Genomic DNA, 14,715 nt, shown 5'->3' on the forward strand with positions numbered 1-14,715 from the left:
TCTCGCGTGCCGTGGTATTTACGGAAACCGAGGAGGTGTCGGCAACCGCTGGTCGCAGGCCACGGCCAGCACGAGGCCGAGCTGCTGGGTTTCGAGCTCGGTGCGTAGGGCGGGGTTGGTGTCGTAGACCTCGTCGGCGGCCACCCACCGGGCGGGCATTCCGGCCTGCACGGCTCGGGTGATCGTGCGGGCGGCCAGTTTGTGGTTTCGTGGCGAAGGCGACCTTGTCGGACACGCCCACAGCCGTGCGACGGTCGGCATTCTCGGTCCAACACCGACAGCGAGATCGCGTACGTCATCACGGATCGCGTCGGCGTCCCAGCGGGCCTTGCGCAGCAGGTGTTGCATCCCGACCGGGGACATATCACTGGCGTGTTCGGCCAGAGTCCAGCAGTTCTTCCGTGGCAGATCAGATACCAGGCCCTGCACCAGCGCCCGCGCGCTGCCGTGTCTCGATGCGGGCGAACTGGCCTGCCACCCGGCCCATGAGCAGGTCCCGTTCCGTATGCCAGCCAGCAGGGCCTACGTGGCACCCGCAGCCATCACGCGATGGCCGCTCTACTGTGCACAGACCCTCACCAGCGCCAACCCAAAAGTCCGGCTGGAGTATTAGGACTTCAAGGTGTTGACGAACGCAACCCACCGTTCGGGGTCGAAGTTGAGCGTTCCTCCAGAGCGGTTCTTGGTGTCGCGGACACCAACGGCCTGAGGGGTCATAGCAACTTCGACGCAGGCAGCGGCGTTTGAGGAGTAGCTGGACGTGAACCAGTAGGTATCGCGTAAATCAGACACTCGTTCATGTTATGTCCTTGAGCGCGCCTTCGATTAGCTCGATTGAACCAGCGCGGTCCTCTGCTTGAGCGAGTGACTCGGCGTAGGTCTGGCTGTACTGGTTCACGCGGGTTGGGTTTTCGATCAGACCCCATGAAGTCACGGTCTCTTGCCAGCCAAGGTCCGGAAGTTGGTGCTCGGCGAAGCTCAACAGATGGAACGTTGATGCGCCCAGTGCGCCGTGGCTCCCCGAGGAGAAGGGCAGCACGTGGAGGCAGAGCGTTTCCGGGCATTTCTCGATCAGGTCGAGCAGATGGCGGAGTTGTTCCGCGAGGACGGTCGACCCTCCGACGAGCTGTTTCAGCGCAGCTTCGCTAATGACCGCTGTCAGGTGCAGCGGGTCGTCATCGGTGAGCCGTCGCTGCCGTAGCTGACGAACCCGAACCCGCTTGCTTGCTTCCGAAGTGCGGGTATTGGGGCGGTCGCTTGTGACTATGGCGTGTGCATACGCTTCGGTTTGGAGCAGTCCGGGAATGATCAAGCTTTCGTGCGTGCGCACCGATTCGGCCCCGTACTCCAGGCCGAAGTAGCGCAGGATCTCCGACTCGAAGATCCCCGAAAAGTCCGTCCACCACGCCCGTTGGTCGGCGCGCTCCCTGAGTGCGAAGAGGCTGTTCATCTCCTTCTTGGGGATCCCGTAGGCGTCACCGGCCTTAACGATCTTGTCCTCGCTGAGCTTGCGCCTCCCGTGTTCGACGTCGCTCAAGAAGTTCTGGGAAAGGGAGAGCTGCTTGGCGGCCTCAACTCCCTTGAACCCGGCAACTTCCCGAGCTTCTTTCAGATACAGGCCGAGTTCCCAGGTGGCGACAGCGGAAGACGTGGGTGGCATTGAATTCCTCTCGGGTTCGCGCGACCGGGGCAGCGTACGAAACAACATCCCGTACACGATCAGGGAATGTCATGAAGCGATATCTCAGCAATATAGTTGGATCTTGACGGCAGTCCTCTGCTGCTTCCTTCCTTCTCCCCGACAGCGAGGACTGCCGTCTCCGACCTGGAGGTGCGTGTGGCGGTGAGTCCGCAGTCAGCTGGTCCGATCGCGTTTTGGCGTCCGGTAGAAGGTGCCCGACACGGGATGTCCGGCGAACGCTTACCGCGGCCCGGTCAGGAGCGCGATGCGTTGTGCGGCAAGCGGATCACCATCACCGAACCGTCCGTTGTGGACTGGCTAGCACCCACCTGCGCGGAATGCTGGACACAGGCGAAGAAACTCCGCGACTCCCCGCGCTCCTGAACTCGCCTGAACGCCGCTTTCCCGGCACTTGGACCGATTTCCGGACTTCCAGACCGGCGCGGCGGGCCGCACCACCTTCCCCGGACCGCCGCGCCCCTCTCACGTGCACCTCGACCGCGAACACGGAGAAACCGATGAACACCCATGCGATCGTGACCATCGCCAACGACCCCACCAACGTGCTCACCGTCATCGGCATCATCACCGCCCTCGCCACGGTCGGCGCATTCCTGCCCGTGCGAACCGGAAACGGGCAGCACGCCGGAGCCGGACCCGGCGCCGTCGGCGTGTGGCACGTTCGCGACTACGCGCCCCCGCGCGCAACAGCCGCCGCTGCCCGCCCGGCCGCCACGAACAGCTCACCCGCCGAATCGGCACCACACTGCGACACCCAGCCCATCGGCGAGCGCCGCCGCGAGCGCACGGCCACGCCGAACCCCACGGCCGACCTGCCGCCCCCGCTCGACCAGGTCATCGACCCGCAGCCGGTGCTGTACAGCTACCGCGACCTGTACCGATACGACAGCACCACCCGCGAAATCCCCAAACCCGAAGCGTTCGACACCATCGGCCTCCGGCTGCTCGACACACCCCACAGCGTCGAACAACCCCAAGAACCCGCTCCCGCCATCGGACGCTGCTGCAACACCACGCGCCGGTCAACCGCCCGAAAGCTCGACGCTCCCCGAACGACCGCGTTCGAACAGCTCCTCGACCAAGGCATCCGAGCCGCCCTCGACCCCAACCCCTACATCGGCAGGCACCGACTGCACACCGCAGAACCCCGACGCGGCCTCGCCCACGCCGCCTGACCCGGTGCTACGGCATTACGCCGCCAACCACCCCGGGAAGGTGGAACCCGCTCCCAAAGCTCCCGTGCGTCAGGGAAGCCGCGCCCGTTCCGCGAGAATCGGTGCGGTCCGGGCCGCGGGCCTCTCCGCGTTCAACCGCCGATTCACGAACAGCACGCCCTTTACCATCAACCCGATCGCGGCCATATCAACGAAGGTCCACCACGACAGGAAACCGTGCGGGTGCTCGTGCGACCACACCAAACCGGTCGCGAAAGCGCCGCCGAACAACGACAGCAGCAACAACATCCGCAAGGTGGGCATAACAACCTCCGAGAACACCGCGCTCGCCCACTCATGGTGACGAGCCGACTACAACGCCACCCGCCACACTCGCCACCGGCCATGAGTCAGCTCTGAACCCGTGATGAACGGTTTTTCATCGGAGTCGACACGTCACCCGATTCGGCTTGACCAGGCTCGACGGGCTCGAAGGTCACGACAGCACTGGACTCACCCTGGCCCGGAGCTTCACCCGCCAACCACAGCGTCTCGAGGAAACCGCAGTTGGTCCAGGTACCGGCGAAAAGCACGAAACAGCCCGGGTCCGACTGGTGGTCCTGCGCCCAGGACAGAGCTTCACGCACATCACAACCGTTCAACACGTAGTTGCTCATGGTCGTGCCCTGGCGCTCACCGTGCTCGTCGTAGTGCCACGACCACAGCTCAACCAGGAACGAGGGGTGCTCCTGCCGGTCACACACCAACCGGTCGTCGAACTCGGCTATATCCATAACTCCCTACGGCCGGTCTTTCCGTACACCGCTCGCGGACAGAATGATCGAGACTCAGTGCTGGTGGTCGGTTCTGATGCGCCAATGCTGTTCGGACGTGTCGGCCCGAACCTCGCCGCACGACCCCGAGAATGTGCACCAACCGAAACTGACCCGCGTGTTCTGCGGGGAACCACCAGGCCAGGCCGCTCAGAACTGGACGTGCTGGAGGTGCTTGACCAGCTCGGCCGCCACCGGGTTCGCACCGCCACTCGCGGTACTCGTCACCAAGGCCGTGCTGACCTGGCCGACGAGCCGACGCAACACGCTCCGCTGCGGCTGCACGCCCTCGCACTCCCGCAGTGCCCGTCCGGCCTGCTTGCGCACCGCGCGCTCGGCGCGGGAGCCCAACCCCGCCTCCGGCAACCGTTCCAGCACGGTGCGCAGCGCCCGCCGCACCTCGACCATGTGAGCGTCCACACTGGACGGTCCGGTGTTGCTGGTGCCCGCTTGGACATCGCCGTTGAACACCGTCGATCGCTGCACGTAGTAGTGCACGCGGTTCCCGTGGTACGCGGAATCGGTGCCGCGGAGAGGTGCCGGTCGCGGTGGGCGTTCGCCGGGGCGACGCATCCGGCGGGACAACTGCTCATCGACCTGCTTGGCGATCTGCTCGGTCAGCCGGCGCCACCGGTCATCATGCTCGCCGCAACCGCAGCTCTCCTGTTCAGGCATCAGAAACGTCTACCCCCATCCATCCGGTTCACTCCTGTCGTGCACCCCCGAACGCACTGCAACCAGCTAACCGCGTTCCGCGATCAGCTCGCCACGAAAACGGGCGAAACAACGCCGAGCGGCTACCCCACGTCCACGAACGGCGAGTGAACTTCAGTCCTACAGATCACCCTCGGCGCACAAGCCGATCGAATGAGTGACAATCGTTCGGCGCAGGGCAACCAATTCGGGGACCAACGACACCCCAGGCCAACACGTAGCGGAAGGGCCCGCTCCCGGGGGTAAAACACGTTGCAGCCGGTCGAGCCGGGTGCAACGGTACGCACATGTCCGAATTCCTCAGCTCCGCCGAGATCGCCGAGCGCACCAGCAACGCGGTCGACGCCGCCGTCTCAGCAGCCCGGGAGCTGGGAATCGACGCGACCGACCCGAAGATCCTCCACGACGCGTTCTCCGTCGTCGTGCACCTCGCACCGTCACCCGTGGTGGCGCGAGTGCCCACCGTGCTGCCGCCGACCGAAGACCTCGCCGCGCAACAACAACGCCAGCGCACCGAACTCCACGTCTCGGCATGGCTGCACGAACGCGGAATCCCCGTCGTCGAACCCAGCCCGCTCGCGCCGCGTGAACCCGTGCTGCGCAACGGTTTCTCCCTGACCTTCTGGCGACACGTCCAACCGCGCGAAGACGCCGAACCGGACTACGTGGCAAACACCGTCCTCGTCGCCCACCTGCACGCGGCCCTCCGCGACTACCCCGGCGAACTCCCGTTCCTGTCCGGGATCGAACCCACCATCGAGCAGGTCGGCGACTTCCTCGCGCAACGACCCGACCTCATCGACCCCGCCGACCTGGACCGTGCGCGGCGGGAATGGGCCACCATCGCCCCGCTGATCGAAAGCCGCGAGAAGTTCGAAGCCGCCTACCCCGGTGCGGACGTGCAACCCATCCACGGCGACGCACCCGCCTACAACATCATCGACACCAGCGGCGGAAAGCTCCACGCCGACTTCGAAACGCTCACCAGCGGACCCGTCGAATGGGACCTCGCCCAGTTCGGCCCCGAAGCCGCCGCCCGGTACAACACCACCGCGGCCGAACTCGGCATCCGCGGCGTCGACGACGAAGTTCTCCGGCTCATGGACAGGATCGGCAACCTCCGCGGTGTCGCCTGCCTCGCCCTCGCGCCGCAACTGCCGATGCTCGTCGACGCGCTCAAACCCCTCCTGGACGCCTGGCGGAACACCACCAGCGCGTGACCCGGGCGGGGACGACCGCACCGCGTCCGAACGGGGCAGGACGGATTCGTCCACCTGGATGCTCGTGCGCGAAGCCGCCGCGCTCGCGAACCCGGCCCGTCACGCTCGAATGCGGCATCGGCACCTGGACGGGCCGTGACATCGAGAGCGACTGGAGCACAAGTGAACAGACTGATCCGCGCCGGGACCCTCACAGCTTGTACCGGACTCCTCGCGACGAGTCTCACCGGAGCCACCGCATTGAGCGTCCAAGCAAGCGAGGCCCGGGCCGCCGACACGAGCAATCCGGTCTACTTCGTGCACGGGTACAACGAGAACGAGAGCACCAAGTGCCAGGGTGACGGCAACGGCGTGTTCAGCAGCGCCCTCGGCTACTTCGACGAACGCGGCTGGGACGGGCCGGTCGAAACGATCGGTTACTACGCCGGCGACCGGAACTGCAAGAACCTCAAGGACTTCAACGGAGACGGTGAAGGGGCCGACGCCACCACCGGAACCCGCATCAAACACATCGCGGCCGACCTCGCGCACTACATCGACAGGACCGGCACAGCAGCCGAACCCGTCGACATCGTCGCCCACTCGATGGGCGGGCTGGTCACCCGAGTCGCACTGATCGGATCCGCGCACGGCTGGGAAGGTTTCCCCGCCGGCGGCCTGCACGTCGACGACGTCGTGACCCTCGGCACGCCGCACCAAGGCGTGCTCAACAAGTTCTACGCGGACGATCGCACCGACACCCAGTGGAAGTCGATGGACCCCGATTCCGAGTTCATGCGGGTGCTGCACGAAAACCCGCTGCACGAAGGATCGCTCGACGACGTCGAATGGAGTTTCGTGGCGTCCAACGAGGACGACACGGTCTCCGGCGAATCCGCCATGGACAAGACCTACTTCGCCGACCACAAGTACCTGTACCGGGGCGGGGACACGGAAGGCGAAGTGACCCACGGCAACATCCGGAAACTCAAGGACGGCGAGTACAACCTGCGGTACTGGCACCACAGCAGCGGTGAGTCGAAGGACACCGAAAACGGCTGGTCACCAGTGAAAACCGCCTACGAGGCAGTGTCCAACGACGGTTGGTGAGCCGCTCTCGGAACCCGGCGTCGCCGCTGCCCGTCGATCCACCGCGGATCGACGGGCAGCGACCGCCCGGCTCAGGAGGCGTCCCGGTCGGCGCCGTTGACCGGCGGACTCGGCACGCACGGCGGCTCCACCGCGCTGTCCGGATCGAGCGCGTTGACGACGAACTGCTCAGCGCGCCGATCGAACGAGATACCGAGGTGGTCCGTCGCGTTCAACTCGCAGCCGTCCTGCAACAGGATGTTCGTGACATTCGGGCCGTCGAGGAAAGCCGACGTGTGCGGGGTGACGACCTCGTCGTAGCGGGTCTGAATCACCGTGTAATCCACCCCGGGGACCGTCTCGCGGCCCGCGTTCAACTCGTCGAGGAACCCCGAGTCGTACATCTGATCCCGGACCGAATCGCCCAGTCCCAGCCGCAGCAGGAGCGGAACGCCCGGCAGCAGCGCGAGACCGTGCACGCTCGTCCCGTGGTTCGACGGCGACAACCCCACCAGCTTGTCGACCTTCTCCTCGCCACCGAGGAACTTCAAGTAGTGGCGGGGCATCATGCCGCCCTGGGAATGCCCAACCAGATCGACCTCGTCAGCCCCCGTCGTGCCCAGCACGGCATCGACGAAACCGCTCAACTCGGCGGCGGACCGCGCGACGGGAGCCGTGCCGCCGGTCGGAAACGCTCCCGGCAATCCCACACCGAGGCCCGTGTCCTGGCCGAAGTTGAAGGCGAAAACGCAATGACCCTCGTTGGCCAGGCGTGGCGACAACGAGAACCAGTTGTAGGTCATGTTCTCGACCGTGCCGTGCACCAACACCACCGGATTCGGGTGCTCCGGAGACGGGACGCACGTCCAGTCGTTGGCGCCCGCCGGTGGCGTGTCCGGCCGCAGCGTCGCGTTCGCCAACGCGGCCACCCCCGAGTTCACCACCGGAAGCTCGGAATCCGGTTCCGCCGTGGCGAGTGGCGCCGGTGCGCTCACCGTCACCAACGCGACCATCGCCGTCAGGACCACGCCCAGCCGCTTCGGCGCGAACCGGTTCGAGCGCGCGTCGTTCGCCATGGAACACATCCGATCCGTGCCTGCCGCACACCGACGTCGAAGAGTCGGAAGCTCAACAGCGCACGACCGCACCGAGTGCCGCAAACGTGGCGTAGATCACGAATTTAATTCGGTGGTGAAAGTCGACTTCTCCGGAGATCGAGACGCGGTGGAGCGTCGGGCGTCAGTCGCCGATGCCGAGATCGGCGGCGAGCTCGCCCAACATCGAATCGAACAACCGATCCGCGTGGTGCACGTCGAACGGGAAGCGCCCGAAGACCTCCAACGCCACGTGCCCGTAGAGCCGGACCCACCACGTGAGCAGGAAGTACACCGCGTCCTCGTGCAACGCCTCCGGCGGCACCTCGATGCCCTGCACGGAGAACGCGGTCGCCAGGGCCTGCTGGTTGTCCGCCAAATCCGGCCGGGTGCCCGCCGGGAAGCTCTCGTAGCCCACCCTGAACGCGCCCTCGGTCATCAATGGACCCACGATGCCCAGAAAAACGGCGGCGAACTGGTCGGTCGGACCACCGTTCGCCACCGAGGAACCGGTGTCCTGCTGCGGAGTGGCGAAGACCAGCGTGAACTCCTGCGGATGCGCCAACGCCCAGTGCCGGAACGCGCGGCACACCGCCGAGACCTTGTTCCAGTACTCCTCGGCAGGCACCGATTCCAACAACTCCGCCAGCTCCACCGCCAGATCGGCGCAGATGTCGTCGCACAGCTGGCGAAGCAGATCCTCGCGGGAATCGTAGTAGCGGTAGAGCGCCGGGGCGGTGATCCCGAGCTCCCGAGCGATGGCACGCAGGGTGACTGCGTCCCGCCCGTGTTCGGCGAGTAGCCCCCGTGCGTGTTGCCGAATCTCCGTTTCGGTTGCCGCACGAATACGCTCGCGCCGAGTGACCTCAGTCATGTGTCACTCCATCGAGTGCTGCGGCCGTTGCTCCTCGTTCGCGCTGCAAACAGGAGGAGTTAACGGCGTTTAGGTCGTTGACGGTGTTCACCTCACAGTAACCGGTCGTCATCACGACCACCAGCGAGTTCAGCAGGACAAGCGGTGTTCGGGGCCTCATGAGGTCCACGAGACACGGTGCCGCACGAGGGTCGACCGCCGAGAACAGTCCGGCCCCGGTGTGAGGAGATCGAGAGACGCGGGAACGATGTGGACGACGGAGGTCGAGTTTTCGGGGCGCGCATTCGCTCCGGCCACGACTTCCCGTAGTGGAAAGGGGAACGAAGATGGAGATCGGCCAGGAAGCCTCGCAGCAGGCGGGTCAGCAGCCGGAAGTCGTCGTCTACACCCGGCCGGGATGCCCGTTCTGCACCTCGCTGCGGGCAGGACTGCGCCGCCGGGGGCTCGAATACCGCGAGGTGGACATCTGGCAGGAGCCGGGAGCAGCGGAGACCGTCCGCTCCATCGCCGACGGCAACGAAACCGTCCCCACCGTGGTGATCGGCGAATGGAACGCGGTCAACCCGGCCACCGAAAAGGTGATGGCTGCGGTCGCCGAACACGCCCCCGAGCAGCTGCCCGAGAACGAGCCCGGTCTCGTCGACGGCACCCTGCGGGCGCTCGGGTTGCGCAAGAACGAGAGCTGACCGCCGGACCGTCGTCGCGACCGGGATTGGGCATCGGCCGTCGGGGCGGTCGAGGAATATCAGGGCCGACCGCACGGGGGGCGTTGCGGCCGGCCACTGACTGGTTGCGATCGCCGATGGCGCGATACCGGCGAGCATCAACCAATCCAGTTTGACGCTCGCCTCCCCCGTGAGGATGGGTGCAAAGGTCAAAGTACCCCCGAACGGGTGCGTACTTTGATCTATCCGGGTTACCTGGCAGTGTCGCCGCCCCGCGGATCGTGTCGGCTGTCGACCGGATCGGCGGGCCGGTCTGCGGTCTGCCGGTCTGCGGTCTGCCCGTCCGGAGTCTGCCCGTCTGGAGTCTGCCCGTCTGGAGTCTGCCCGTCTGGAGTCTGGCGGTCGGCGATGCGGCGTGCGTACCAGGTTCCGCCTGCCAGCAACAACAGTCCCGCCGCGAGGAAGGTTCCCACCCTGGCAAAGCCGTCGAGCGCCGAGACGTCGAACAGGGCGAGCTTGGCCAGCGCGGTGAAGATCAGGACGAAACCCGCGAGCCGGTGCGGGCCGGAGCGGAGACCGCGCAGCAGCAGCACGAACGCCGCAAGCAACCACGACACCGTGATCGCGCCGTGTCCGGCCAGAAAGCCCGTCGTGGTGGGTGCGATCGCCAGGAAGCTGCTCAGCACCGCACCGCCGCTGCCGTAGAGCAGTGCCGCCGCGGGCAACAGCAAACCAGGATGCCTCGGGGGAACGACACCCAACCCGACCGCCGAACGGGTCAGGACCAGTGCCGCGAGCCCGATCAGCGCGAACGCCGCGATCCCGGGAAGAACGGAACCCCACCGGATTAGTCCGTCCACAATGTACGGTTCGGCGGGAAAGCTCGTGAACAGCATCGGCGGCACGTCCAAGGTGGCCGCGAGAAGCGCGCCCGATCCACCGTAGACCAGCGCGGTCAGCAGAATTCCCTTGCCGCGCAAGCGAACCGCCAAGATGCCGAGCGCGACCGACTGGGCCAGCAGGGCCGGAGACCGGGCGGAACCGTCCAGGGCCGTCACCGACAGTTGCAGCAGCGCCAGCGCGGCCGCGCCACCGGCGGCGATGCCCAGCGGCCGGGGGACGAGCCGGTTGAACAGCAGTCGCTGCCCGAGCCACACGGCCGCGTACAACACGATCACGATCCCCACCACCACGGACCCCGCCCAGCGTGGCAACAGGGGCGCCACCAGCAGGGCCGGGGAGCCGGCGGCCAGCAGCAGCACGATCGACACCGGATCCCGCGGCCTGCGGGTCGACGTGATCACGGCGAGTGCGATGCCGGTGACGGCGACCGTCGTCGCGGCCCAGGCCGCGGGCCACGGTGGTCCGACCGTGGCCGCGTGCGCGTTGGCGACCAGCGCGGAAAGCACCGCGGGCAGCGCCGAAACGACCGTCAGAACCGGCCAGCCGCGACGCATCTGCACCGGCATGGCCGCCAGCTTGAGCATCACGAGAAAGCCGGTCAGCAACGCCATCGACGTTCCGGGCGCCCCCAGCTGCGATCCGAAGAGCAAGGGTGCGCACACCGCGCATCCCAGCACGACACCGACCGCGAGCGGCTGCGAAGTCCAGCGATCGGCGATCCACAAGCCACCACCCGCGAGCGCCAGGGCCGCCACCAGGCCGCCCGGTGGGGGAAGGAACCCGTAAAGAGCGGTCGCGGCGATCACGTCGAGATAGAGCGTCGCGATGCCGGTCGCGACCAGGGCGGCCGACATTCCGGCAGCCGACCGGCGGTGCACGTGCCTGCCCGCGATCGGCAGCGCCAAGCCCAGCGCGGCACCACCCACGACCCGCCCCAGCGGCCCGAGCCAGCCCTGCTGGACTGCCATGACCAGCAGCAGAACGATCCCGAGCAAGGTCACCGCGCCGCCGGACCAGGCCAACAGGCGGATGCCGTGCCGGGACGTCCAGTGCAGCACGCGGTCGAAGACGGGTGGCTCCGGAACGGCCGGTCCCCGCCCAGTGGCCTGCGGGCCGGCGGCCTGCTCGGCAGCGGACGGCCCGGCGGTGGACGGCTCGGCGGCGGGTGGATGCGGCGTCCGACTCGCCGGGTTCGGTTCTGCCCGCGACCGCGCGGCGGCACCGGATTCGCCCTGTAGCGACCGGTCGGGCCACGGTCCGCCCTGATGCGGGTCGACCCCGGCTGCCTGGGCAACCGGGGTCCGGGTGGATGGGGCGAAGCTCGTGTCGACGGGCTCACCTCTCGGGTAAACCCAGGAGTTCAGGGCGTCGGGAGTGCTGGTCGGTCGAGTGAAGCTCGTGTCGACCGGTTCACCTCTCGGGTAAACCCAGGAGTTCAGGGCGTCCGGGGTGCTGGTCGGTCGAGTGAAGCTCGTGTCGACCGGTTCACCGAGCAGTGGAACGGGTACAGCCCGTCTGGCCCTGGTCGGTGGTGGTAACCGATCCGACGCCGAACCGCTTTCGGGGGAGTGATCCGGCTCGCCCCGCGTAGTCTCGACATCGGCGAGCCGCTCGAGGATCTGCTCGCTGAAGCGGCCGAGTTCGGTGCTCATGTCCGCGAACATCGTGGCGATGTCCTCGATCGGCCTGGTGATCGTCTCGCCGGGCTCGTCGGTTCGGGGCCGGGTCGACTGCTGGGTCGTCTGCCGCGTTGTCATGGATCAAGCGTGCGGTTCGGGACCCCGCTGTCGGATCCGTGCGAATACTCAGAAGCTACTCATGAGTAATGGCGCGAGCTGCGCGAACCGGGTGCGTAGGAGCACCGAACTCACCGGGGGTGCACCTGCCGGGTCTCGGAGCGGCGGCCGAGGCGGCGATGAATGCCTAGGATCGGTCCAATCTCCCGCCGAGAAGAGTATGGTTCATACCAATGACCTTGTTGAGTGGTGTAGGAGTCAGCCCCGGTAAGGCGTCCGGCCCCGGGATCGTCGTCGCGGAGCCGCTACCGGAGCCCGCCGCCGGTCCCACGCCCACGGACCCAGGCGCCGAGGCATCGCGCATCGCCCCGGCGGCCGCCGTCGTCGCCGAGGAGTTGAACCGCCGAGCCGCCGAGCACGCAGAAGGCGAATCCCGGGCCATCCTCGAAACCGCGGCCGCCATGGCCCAGGACCCGGCGCTGGTATCCCAGGCGGAAAGCCTCGTGACCGGGCGAGCCCTGTCCGCACCCCGAGCCGTGTTCGAAGCCGCCAACGGATTCGCCGAAACGCTCCGGGCCACCGGCGGTTACTTCGCCGAACGCGTCCGCGACGTGCACGACATCCGGGATCGGATCATCGCCGAACTCATGGGCGTGACCCCACCCGGCGTTCCCGAACTGCACGAGCGCGGCATCCTGCTCGCCCGCGACCTCGCGCCCGCCGACACCGCCGGGCTCGACCCCGAACTCGTGCTGGCCATCGTCACCGAGGAAGGCGGACCCACCAGCCACACCGCGATCCTCGCGCGCACGCTCGGAATTCCCGCGGTCGTGGCCGTCCGAGGATTGCTCACGGCCGGAGAGTTCGCCGGGGTGACAGTGGACGGCGACGAAGGCACCGTGGACATTTCCACCGAACCCGTGGCCGTCCGAGTCGCCGAACGCCACGCCGCCGCCCACTGGAACGGCACCGGTGCGACCGCCGACGAGCACGCGATCGACGTGCTGGCCAACGTGGGATCGATCGCCGACGCCCGAGCCGCGGTGGAATCCGGTGCGCAGGGCGTCGGCCTGTTCCGGACCGAATTCTGCTTCCTGGGCGCGGGAAACGAACCCGAGGTGGCGGCCCAGCGCGCCGCCTACGCCGAGATCCTCCGGCCGTTCGCGGGCAAACGCGTCGTGGTGCGCACCCTCGACGCGGGCGCCGACAAGCCCCTCACGTTCCTCGAACCCGAATCCGAACCGAACCCGGCGCTCGGGGTGCGCGGCCTCCGGGTCGCCAACGACCAGCAGGGCGTGCTCACCCGACAGCTCGAAGCCATCGCCGGGGCGGCCGACGACTCGGGAGCCGCGGTTTCGGTGATGGCCCCGATGGTCAGCAGCGCCGACGAAGCGGTCTGGTTCGCCCAGCAGGCCCACGCCGTCGGCTTGGACCGCGCGGGAGTCATGATCGAAGTTCCGGCGGCCGCACTGCGCGCGCGGGAGATCCTCGAAGGTGTCGACTTCGTCAGCATCGGCACCAACGACCTCTCGCAGTACCTGTTCGCCGCCGACCGCATGCTCGGCCACCTCGCCGAGTTCAACGATCCGTGGCAACCGGCGTTGCTGCAGCTCATCGGCATCATCGGCAGGGCGGGCCGCGAGCTGGGAAAGCCCGTCGGCGTCTGCGGCGAGGCCGCCGCCGACCCGCGACTGGCGGGAGTCCTCGCCGGACTCGGCATCACCAGCCTGTCCATGACCCCCGTCGCCGTACCGGAGGTGGGAGCGGCCCTCGCGCGGCACGACCTGGCCGACTACGAGCGGGCAGCCGAGGCCGCGGTCACCGCGGTCCGTCCCGACGAGGGACGTCGCGCCGCCCGCGACGTGCTCGGCTGACCGTCGCCCCCTCCTTTCGTTCACCAGCGCCGGGCAGGCCGCACCGATGCCCGCGTGATCACGTCCGCCGCCGGCTCCCCAAGACAGGCCGCATCAGATCACGCAGGTCGTCGGACGGCGAGATGCCGAGTTCGCGATCCAGCAGCTGCTCGTAGCGCTGGTAATGCCGCACGGCCTGCGCGGTGTTCGACTGCTGGAGCAGCACCTTCACCACCGCGCAGTGCGCCGTCTCCCGGAACGGCTCCACCACCGTCGCCGCCTGTGCCACTTCCAAGGCCACCCCCAGCTGCCTCGACTGCACCAGGCGCTCCGCCGCCACTTCCAGCGCGTGTACCTGCAACTGCTGCAACCGCTCCCTTTCGGCGATGACCCAGTCGTCGTACCAACCGGGAAGCAACGCCGCGTGGTGTGCGAGCGAATGCCCGATCTCCGCCCAGTCGGACGCCGCGGCGGATTCGTCCTGGATCAGGTGTCGACCCGTCGAGATCAACGCGTGCACGTCCACCGACACCCGTGGCCCCAACTCCACCTCGTGGGCGGTGCAGGTGAGCACCCCGGGAGCACGTCGCCGCACCCGCCACAGCGTGGTGCGGAGGCTGGCCAGCGCGCTCTGGTCGTCGTTGTCCGGCCACAGCACGCCCGCCACGTGATCCCGCTGGGAACGGCCGCGCAGCGCCAGTAGCGCCAACAACCGCTGCCCGTTCGCGGGAACGGCCAGGTCCACGCCCTCCTCCTGCAATGACCACCCGCCCAATAAGGCCAACCGCAGCGGCCGGCCTTCCTGCGCACTCGACCTCAACCGTTGCTGTGGGATCGGGCGCACAGAACCAACAGTCATCTCTTTCCCCCTAGTTGCCTGCCACCTCGGAGCTCGTCCG

Annotated in this window: 16 protein-coding genes; 6 read left to right on the plus strand and 10 right to left on the minus strand. The window is 67.5% G+C overall.

What is annotated here, in order from left to right; translation table 11 throughout:
- Window positions 1-18: 18 nt before the first annotated feature.
- The 3 genes from ACYVAN_RS10675 to ACYVAN_RS10685 form a co-directional block, all read right to left on the minus strand.
- On the minus strand, window positions 19-363 hold the full coding sequence (locus ACYVAN_RS10675) for a hypothetical protein (RefSeq protein ID WP_460958296.1): 345 nt from the start codon (window positions 361-363) through the stop codon (window positions 19-21).
- 246 nt (window positions 364-609) lie between these two features.
- A complete protein-coding gene (locus ACYVAN_RS10680; protein ID WP_460958298.1) occupies window positions 610-792 on the minus strand; it encodes a DUF397 domain-containing protein in 183 nt (60 codons plus the stop codon).
- 4 nt (window positions 793-796) lie between these two features.
- Entirely contained in the window at window positions 797-1,660 is an 864-nt protein-coding gene (locus ACYVAN_RS10685; protein WP_460958300.1) for a helix-turn-helix domain-containing protein, read from the minus strand.
- 183 nt (window positions 1,661-1,843) lie between these two features.
- On the opposite strand from ACYVAN_RS10685, the gene ACYVAN_RS10690 reads away from it, so the two are divergent.
- Entirely contained in the window at window positions 1,844-2,065 is a 222-nt protein-coding gene (locus tag ACYVAN_RS10690; protein WP_460958302.1) for a zinc finger protein, read from the plus strand.
- A gap of 134 nt (window positions 2,066-2,199) precedes the next feature.
- Window positions 2,200-2,877, plus strand: a complete 678-nt coding sequence (locus ACYVAN_RS10695; RefSeq protein WP_460958304.1) for a hypothetical protein — start codon at window positions 2,200-2,202, stop codon at window positions 2,875-2,877.
- Between the two features lie 69 nt (window positions 2,878-2,946).
- Here the strand turns inward: ACYVAN_RS10695 and ACYVAN_RS10700 are convergent, their stop codons facing one another.
- The 3 genes from ACYVAN_RS10700 to ACYVAN_RS10710 all read right to left on the minus strand — a co-directional run bounded on the left by ACYVAN_RS10700 (window position 2,947) and on the right by ACYVAN_RS10710 (window position 4,364).
- Window positions 2,947-3,180 carry a hypothetical protein gene (locus ACYVAN_RS10700; protein WP_460958306.1) on the minus strand — a complete coding sequence of 78 codons (234 nt, stop codon included), beginning with the start codon at window positions 3,178-3,180 and terminating at the stop codon, window positions 2,947-2,949.
- An 86-nt stretch (window positions 3,181-3,266) separates the two neighbouring features.
- Window positions 3,267-3,650: a hypothetical protein gene (locus ACYVAN_RS10705; RefSeq protein WP_460958308.1), complete on the minus strand. Its 384-nt coding sequence runs from the start codon at window positions 3,648-3,650 to the stop codon at window positions 3,267-3,269.
- A gap of 189 nt (window positions 3,651-3,839) precedes the next feature.
- Window positions 3,840-4,364 carry a hypothetical protein gene (locus ACYVAN_RS10710; RefSeq protein ID WP_460958310.1) on the minus strand — a complete coding sequence of 175 codons (525 nt, stop codon included), beginning with the start codon at window positions 4,362-4,364 and terminating at the stop codon, window positions 3,840-3,842.
- A 326-nt stretch (window positions 4,365-4,690) separates the two neighbouring features.
- Between ACYVAN_RS10710 and ACYVAN_RS10715 the strand changes: the two genes are divergently transcribed.
- Both ACYVAN_RS10715 and ACYVAN_RS10720 read left to right on the plus strand, forming a co-directional pair.
- Complete coding sequence (locus ACYVAN_RS10715) at window positions 4,691-5,623, plus strand: phosphotransferase (protein ID WP_460958312.1); 933 nt, start codon at window positions 4,691-4,693, stop codon at window positions 5,621-5,623.
- Window positions 5,624-5,863: 240 nt separating this feature from the next.
- Window positions 5,864-6,712, plus strand: coding sequence for an esterase/lipase family protein (locus ACYVAN_RS10720; RefSeq protein ID WP_460958313.1), 849 nt, complete (start codon window positions 5,864-5,866; stop codon window positions 6,710-6,712).
- A gap of 71 nt (window positions 6,713-6,783) precedes the next feature.
- Here the strand turns inward: ACYVAN_RS10720 and ACYVAN_RS10725 are convergent, their stop codons facing one another.
- Together ACYVAN_RS10725 and ACYVAN_RS10730 are read right to left on the minus strand one after the other, a co-directional pair.
- Window positions 6,784-7,767 (minus strand): esterase/lipase family protein, encoded by a 984-nt coding sequence (locus tag ACYVAN_RS10725; RefSeq protein ID WP_460958315.1) that lies wholly within the window; start codon window positions 7,765-7,767, stop codon window positions 6,784-6,786.
- 163 nt (window positions 7,768-7,930) lie between these two features.
- Entirely contained in the window at window positions 7,931-8,659 is a 729-nt protein-coding gene (locus ACYVAN_RS10730) for a TetR/AcrR family transcriptional regulator (protein ID WP_460958317.1), read from the minus strand.
- A 326-nt stretch (window positions 8,660-8,985) separates the two neighbouring features.
- Between ACYVAN_RS10730 and ACYVAN_RS10735 the strand changes: the two genes are divergently transcribed.
- A complete protein-coding gene (locus ACYVAN_RS10735; protein WP_460958319.1) occupies window positions 8,986-9,345 on the plus strand; it encodes a glutaredoxin family protein in 360 nt (119 codons plus the stop codon).
- A gap of 230 nt (window positions 9,346-9,575) precedes the next feature.
- Here the strand turns inward: ACYVAN_RS10735 and ACYVAN_RS10740 are convergent, their stop codons facing one another.
- Window positions 9,576-11,984 (minus strand): DUF2339 domain-containing protein, encoded by a 2,409-nt coding sequence (locus ACYVAN_RS10740; RefSeq protein ID WP_460958321.1) that lies wholly within the window; start codon window positions 11,982-11,984, stop codon window positions 9,576-9,578.
- Between the two features lie 212 nt (window positions 11,985-12,196).
- Here ACYVAN_RS10740 and ACYVAN_RS10745 point away from each other — a divergent pair, with 212 nt between their 5' ends.
- Window positions 12,197-13,837: a phosphoenolpyruvate--protein phosphotransferase gene (locus ACYVAN_RS10745; protein WP_460958323.1), complete on the plus strand. Its 1,641-nt coding sequence runs from the start codon at window positions 12,197-12,199 to the stop codon at window positions 13,835-13,837.
- A 58-nt stretch (window positions 13,838-13,895) separates the two neighbouring features.
- On the opposite strand, the gene ACYVAN_RS10750 is transcribed toward ACYVAN_RS10745, so the two are convergent.
- Entirely contained in the window at window positions 13,896-14,675 is a 780-nt protein-coding gene (locus ACYVAN_RS10750) for an AfsR/SARP family transcriptional regulator (RefSeq protein ID WP_460958325.1), read from the minus strand.
- Window positions 14,676-14,715: the final 40 nt, after the last annotated feature.

The organism is Parasphingorhabdus pacifica (assembly GCF_054779195.1).

Excerpts from the sequence above, each read along its gene's own strand:
- ACYVAN_RS10675 (WP_460958296.1), bottom strand. The coding sequence starts at position 363 with ATGTCCCCGGTCGGGATGCAACACCTGCTGCGCAAGGCCCGCTGGGAC.
- ACYVAN_RS10685 (WP_460958300.1), bottom strand. The coding sequence starts at position 1,660 with ATGCCACCCACGTCTTCCGCTGTCGCCACCTGGGAACTCGGCCTGTAT.
- ACYVAN_RS10695 (WP_460958304.1), top strand. The coding sequence starts at position 2,200 with ATGAACACCCATGCGATCGTGACCATCGCCAACGACCCCACCAACGTG.
- ACYVAN_RS10700 (WP_460958306.1), bottom strand. The coding sequence starts at position 3,180 with ATGCCCACCTTGCGGATGTTGTTGCTGCTGTCGTTGTTCGGCGGCGCT.
- ACYVAN_RS10705 (WP_460958308.1), bottom strand. The coding sequence starts at position 3,650 with ATGGATATAGCCGAGTTCGACGACCGGTTGGTGTGTGACCGGCAGGAG.
- ACYVAN_RS10710 (WP_460958310.1), bottom strand. The coding sequence starts at position 4,364 with ATGCCTGAACAGGAGAGCTGCGGTTGCGGCGAGCATGATGACCGGTGG.
- ACYVAN_RS10715 (WP_460958312.1), top strand. The coding sequence starts at position 4,691 with ATGTCCGAATTCCTCAGCTCCGCCGAGATCGCCGAGCGCACCAGCAAC.
- ACYVAN_RS10725 (WP_460958315.1), bottom strand. The coding sequence starts at position 7,767 with ATGGCGAACGACGCGCGCTCGAACCGGTTCGCGCCGAAGCGGCTGGGC.
- ACYVAN_RS10730 (WP_460958317.1), bottom strand. The coding sequence starts at position 8,659 with ATGACTGAGGTCACTCGGCGCGAGCGTATTCGTGCGGCAACCGAAACG.
- ACYVAN_RS10735 (WP_460958319.1), top strand. The coding sequence starts at position 8,986 with ATGGAGATCGGCCAGGAAGCCTCGCAGCAGGCGGGTCAGCAGCCGGAA.
- ACYVAN_RS10740 (WP_460958321.1), bottom strand. The coding sequence starts at position 11,984 with ATGACAACGCGGCAGACGACCCAGCAGTCGACCCGGCCCCGAACCGAC.
- ACYVAN_RS10745 (WP_460958323.1), top strand. The coding sequence starts at position 12,197 with ATGACCTTGTTGAGTGGTGTAGGAGTCAGCCCCGGTAAGGCGTCCGGC.
- ACYVAN_RS10750 (WP_460958325.1), bottom strand. The coding sequence starts at position 14,675 with ATGACTGTTGGTTCTGTGCGCCCGATCCCACAGCAACGGTTGAGGTCG.